At 69.8% G+C, this 4,790-nt stretch carries 4 protein-coding genes and 1 tRNA gene; 4 read left to right on the forward strand and 1 reads right to left on the reverse strand.

Going from position 1 to position 4,790, the window contains the following annotated elements; genetic code table 11:
* Positions 1-58: 58 nt before the first annotated feature.
* Genes C1I99_RS29395 through C1I99_RS29405 form a run of 3 tightly spaced genes read left to right on the forward strand, consistent with a single transcriptional unit; the run spans position 59 to position 2,721 of the window.
* Positions 59-1,294: a TRM11 family SAM-dependent methyltransferase gene (locus tag C1I99_RS29395; RefSeq protein ID WP_111137441.1), complete on the forward strand. Its 1,236-nt coding sequence runs from the start codon at positions 59-61 to the stop codon at positions 1,292-1,294.
* The gene (locus C1I99_RS29400) at positions 1,291-1,500 is read left to right on the forward strand and encodes a helix-turn-helix transcriptional regulator (protein ID WP_111137442.1); all 210 of its coding nucleotides are present in this window, start codon (positions 1,291-1,293) and stop codon (positions 1,498-1,500) included. Before C1I99_RS29395 ends, C1I99_RS29400 begins: the two co-directional genes overlap by 4 nt.
* A gap of 3 nt (positions 1,501-1,503) precedes the next feature.
* Positions 1,504-2,721 (forward strand): tyrosine-type recombinase/integrase, encoded by a 1,218-nt coding sequence (locus tag C1I99_RS29405; protein WP_111137443.1) that lies wholly within the window; start codon positions 1,504-1,506, stop codon positions 2,719-2,721.
* 139 nt (positions 2,722-2,860) lie between these two features.
* Here the strand turns inward: C1I99_RS29405 and C1I99_RS29410 are convergent.
* Positions 2,861-2,934: transfer RNA gene (locus C1I99_RS29410), tRNA-Thr, on the reverse strand.
* 134 nt (positions 2,935-3,068) lie between these two features.
* Between C1I99_RS29410 and C1I99_RS29415 the strand changes: the two genes are divergently transcribed.
* The coding region (locus C1I99_RS29415) for a metallophosphoesterase family protein (RefSeq protein ID WP_438941462.1) at positions 3,069-4,790 on the forward strand (1,722 nt) is incomplete at its 3' end.

The following is a 4,790-nucleotide window of genomic DNA, read 5'->3' on the forward strand; positions in this document are numbered from 1 at the left end:
GCCCTGTCCGCCGTTCCACCCAGGCGACCCCCACGACTCCGAACCGCCCTACCCCAGCGTGTCCGACCTGGCGGCACTGCTCGCCGAGGGCTACCTCGGCTCGGTCTGGCTCACCGGTCAAACCGCATCGCGGGACCTGCGGCGCGGCCGATACACCCCGCAGTCGCTGACCCACCCCGGCAAGATGCTGCCGACCATCCCCCGATACGCCATCCGCACCTACACCAACCCCGGCGACGTGGTCCTCGACCCCATGGCCGGCATCGGCACCACCATCATCGAGGCCATGCACCTCGGCCGCCACGGCATCGGCGTCGAGTACGAAGCCGAATGGGTCACCAAGGCAGCCGACAACATCCGCCACACCCTCCAAGCCGGGGCGCCAGGTCGGGGCGAGATCTACCACGGCGACTCGACCGCGCTGCCGTCCCTGCTGCCGGCGAGCCTGCACGGGCGGGTCTCGCTGGTCATCACCTCACCGCCGTACGGGCCGTCCACCCACGGCCACGTCCGCACCCCCGGCCCGAGACGCGGCAAAGTCCGCAAGATCAACCACAAGTACGGCGACGGGGACAACCTCGCCTACCGCAGCCACGGCCAGCTCGCCGACGGGTTCACCGCGATCCTCGCCGGCTGCCGGGCTCTGCTGCGGCCCGGCGGACACGTCGTCGTCACCGCCCGGCCCTACCGCCGCCACGGCGAACTCATCGACATCCCCGGCATGGTCGCCGCCGCCGGCATCAACGCCGGCCTCGAACTCGTCGAAGAGTGCATCGCCCTCATCTGCGGCGTCCGCGACGGCATGATCATCCCCCGCGCCTCGTTCTTCCAGCAGAAGAACACCCGCGACGCCATCGCCACCGGCGACCCGCAATGGCTCGTCCAGCACGAAGACGTTCTGATCCTCAAAGCCCCACTGAACTCCGCGAGTTCGGCCGAACCGACGTACTCGCGACGCGAATCCGTACTCGGTCAGCCGCACGCCTTCGGGCGCCACCCGACATCGCCTCGGCCAGTCACCGGCGATGCGCGCCGTGATCACAGGCTTGATGCCTTCACCCCGCCACGCGTGGATCGACGTCCACAACCGGTGCCCCCCGCCAACGCGGGTGGCACCACCGCACCCCCGGCCCACCCGGGCCGGGACGCTGAAAGGACATCCGACCCGTGCCGTCCCTACCCACGTCCCATACCAGGGTCCGTACGACCAGATGCCACCGACCACCGGCGGTCTGCCGACAACGACAGGGCGAACCGGCAGCCCGGCCCATCCGACGCGGCAGGCCGCCGATGACCGCCCCGACCACCGCCGAATGGCGGCCCGACCCTCTCTTGACCATTGATGACGTCGCCGTCTGGCTGGGTAAGCCGAAGAACACTCTCTACGCCTGGCACAGCCGAGGCAAGGGACCACGCGCCATCCGCGTCGGCAACACCCTGCGCTACCGGCGCAGCGAGATCGAACGCTGGCTCGACGCCCACACCGACCCGGAGCGCTGAGCCGTGGCCCGGCCTCCGCTACCCATCGGCACCTGGGGCGCGATCCGCACCGAGAAGCTCGGCCCCAACCGGTACTGCGCCCGAACCCGATTCCGCGACCACGACGGCAAGACCCGCGACGTCGAGGCCACCGACACCACCGGCCCAGCCGCCATCCGGGCTCTCAAGGTCAAACTTCGCGACCGAGTCACCCCGAACGACGACGAGATCACCAGGGATACCCACGTCAGCGTCCTCGCCAAGCTTTGGTTGGACGAGATAACCGCGGAGGAACGTGTCACGCCGCAGACGATCAGTAGGTACGAGATCAGCGTGCGTGTTTCGATCGAGCCCGCCCTCGGCGATCTGCGTATCCGAGAGGCCACCGCAGGCCGCCTCGACAGGTTTCTACGCAAGGTCGCTGAGGACCGTCCGTCAGCCGCCAAAGGCGCGAAGGTTGTCCTCGGCCAGATGTTCGCCTTGGCTGTACGCCGAGGCGCACTCACGGCCAACCCTGTGCGCGACACGGGTCGACTGCGTAACCCGCGCCGCAAGGTGGTGGCCCTAGAGGTGAAGCAACTGAACGAGGTTCGCGAGGCGATCCGGAGGTGGCAGCAACCCGCCCCCGGCAAGTCCGGACCTCGGCCGACCGGCGACCTGGCCGACATCGTCGACCTCATGCTCGCCACCGGCGCCCGCATCGGCGAGATTCTAGCGCTGCGCTGGGAGGATCTCGATCTTGCCGCTGAACGCCCGACGCTCACCATCTGCGGCACGATCGTCTACCTCAAGGGCAAGGGCTTCTTCCGGCAGGAGTGGACGAAGACCGACGCCGGTTTCCGAACGGTCGTCCTGCCTCGGTTCGCGGTCGGGATGCTGATGGGTCGCAAACTCAACGCCGCCGACAATCCCCACGACGCGATCTTCGCCTCCAGGCGCGGCACCTGGCTGTCACCGCAAAACGTGCGCCGCCAGTGGCGGCAAGCCCGCGCCGACGCCGGCCTCGAATGGGTCACCCCGCACACCTTCCGCAAGACCGTCGCCACCCTGATCGACAAGGAGGCCGACGCCAAAAGCGCCGCAGCCCAGCTCGGGCACGCCACCGAGCAGGTCACCAACAAGCACTACATCGTCAAACCCGCCCTCGCCCCGGACAGCTCCGACATCCTCGAACAGCTTGGGGCAGGTCCGGAGATCACCGGCCCTGCGCCTCAAGATCGTGGGAAGCGCCGGGCCAAGTAGACCCTGCACCCCCGCTGGCAGGTGTGCTGAACCTGATCGCCGGTAGGCGTTTCTGGGGGGTTTTCGGGGGGCGATTCAAAACCACATGGATGAAAATGAGGCCCTGACCAGCGCTGATGCTGGTCAGGGCCTCTCCTTGAGCCGCCTGACGGAATCGAACCGTCGACCTACGCATTACGAGTGCGTCGCTCTAGCCGACTGAGCTAAGGCGGCAACGATCATCAAGTGTACGCCACGGCGGGTGGCCCAGCCGAACGGGATCCCACCAGGGGACCGACCCGGACATCCAGGCCGAGCGGGCGTTCGCCGGACAGCGGGGACGGCGGGGCGGGGCTAGGCTGCGGCGGGTGACCGATGATCGCGCCCCCGCCGACGAGTTGGGCGGCCGGCACGCCGACGATCCGGGCAGCCCGCACGCCAGCGAGGCGGCCGGCGGGCGGGCGGCGCGCCGGCCACGGAGCATGGATCCGCTGGAGCTGGGCTTCACCCCGCGCAAGCCGGTGCCGTGGCTCGCGCCGATCCTGCTGATCAGCACCGGCATCCGTACACTGCTGGCGATGCTGTTCGGGGCGTACCTGGACAAACGGGAGCTACAAAACTCTCTCGACGCCCGGATCGGGCGACAGGTCGGCCCGGACGGCGGGCTCTGGCTGGACTACGTCGCCGACCTGGGCGACGGCTTCAACGCCACCTACTCGGTGGCGTACCTGATCGCCCAGCGGGAGCTGGAGGTGGACGGGCACCGGCTACCCCGGGCGCAGACCCTGGTGATGGGGGGCGACCAGGTCTACCCGTCGGCCGCGTTCGAGGCGTACGAGGACCGCTGCAAGGGCCCCTATCAGGCCGCCCTGCCGGTCACGCCGCCGGAACGGCCCACGCTCTTCGCGATTCCCGGCAACCACGACTGGTACGACGGCCTGACCGCGTTCCTGCGACTCTTCGTCCGCTCCCGGGACCGGCACTTCGGCGGCTGGCGCACCGGCCAGTCCCGCTCGTACTTCGCGGTGGAGCTGCCCGCCGGCTGGTGGCTGCTCGGTCTGGACGAGCAGTCCGGGTCGTACCTGGACGACCCGCAGCTCACCTACTTCGACGCGGTCGCCGAGAGATTGGGGCCGCAGAGCCGGGTCATTTTGGCCGTGCCGGCGCCGCGGTGGGTCAAGGCGGTCGACCACCCCACGGCGTACGACTCGATCGACTACTTCATCCGCACCATCGTCGCGCCCACCGGCGCGCAGGTGCGGCTGCTCATCTCCGGCGACCTGCACCACTACGCTCGCTACGCCGGCCCGGACCGGCAGCTGATCACCTGCGGCGGCGGCGGGGCGTACCTCTACCCCACGCACAAGCTCCCCGAACGGATCGAGGTGCCGCCGCGCGACACCCTGGCCCGGCGGGCCAGCGAGAGCCGCCCGTACGACCTGGTCGCCCGCTACCCGGACGCGGCCCGTTCCCGGCGGTACCGCTGGGGGATCTTCCCCCGGCTTCCGCTGCGCAACCCGGGCTTCACCACACTGCTCGGTACCCTGCACACGCTGCTGATGCTGGCCATGGCCGGCGTCGCGACGAACCGCACTGGCACCGAGCAGCGGCTGCTCAGCGTTCCGCTGGTGGTGATGCTGCTGGTGACCCTGCTCGGTGCGGCCTTCTTCGCCAAGCCGCCCACCGACGGTGGTAAGCGACAGGCCCGGCACTGGATCCTCGGTGTCGGGCACGGGCTGACCCAGGTCGGGCTGGGGGTCGCCGGCACCTGGGCCTGGCTGGCGCTGCCGTTCCACGACTGGCCGTGGCCGCTGCCGGCGCTCGCCGCGGTGGTGCTGTACGGCCCGGTCAGCGGGCTGGTCGCGAGCCAGTTGGTGGCCGGGTACCTGCTGGTCGCCGGGGCGTTCGGGGTGAACCTCAACGAACTCTTCGCCGGCCAGGGCATCGAGGACTCGAAGGGGTTCCTCCGGTTGCGCATCGACCCCGACGGCACCCTGACGATCTACCCGATCGCCGTCGACCGCGTCGCCCGCGGCTGGCGGGTCAACCCCGACCAGTCCCCCGAATCCTCCTGGCTGACCCCCAAACAC

The sequence above is a fragment of the Micromonospora deserti genome, from assembly GCF_003236335.1.
In the GTDB taxonomy this organism is placed as follows: Bacteria; Actinomycetota; Actinomycetes; order Mycobacteriales; family Micromonosporaceae; genus Micromonospora; species Micromonospora deserti.

Excerpts from the sequence above, each read along its gene's own strand:
- C1I99_RS29400 (WP_111137442.1), top strand. The coding sequence starts at position 1,291 with ATGACCGCCCCGACCACCGCCGAATGGCGGCCCGACCCTCTCTTGACC.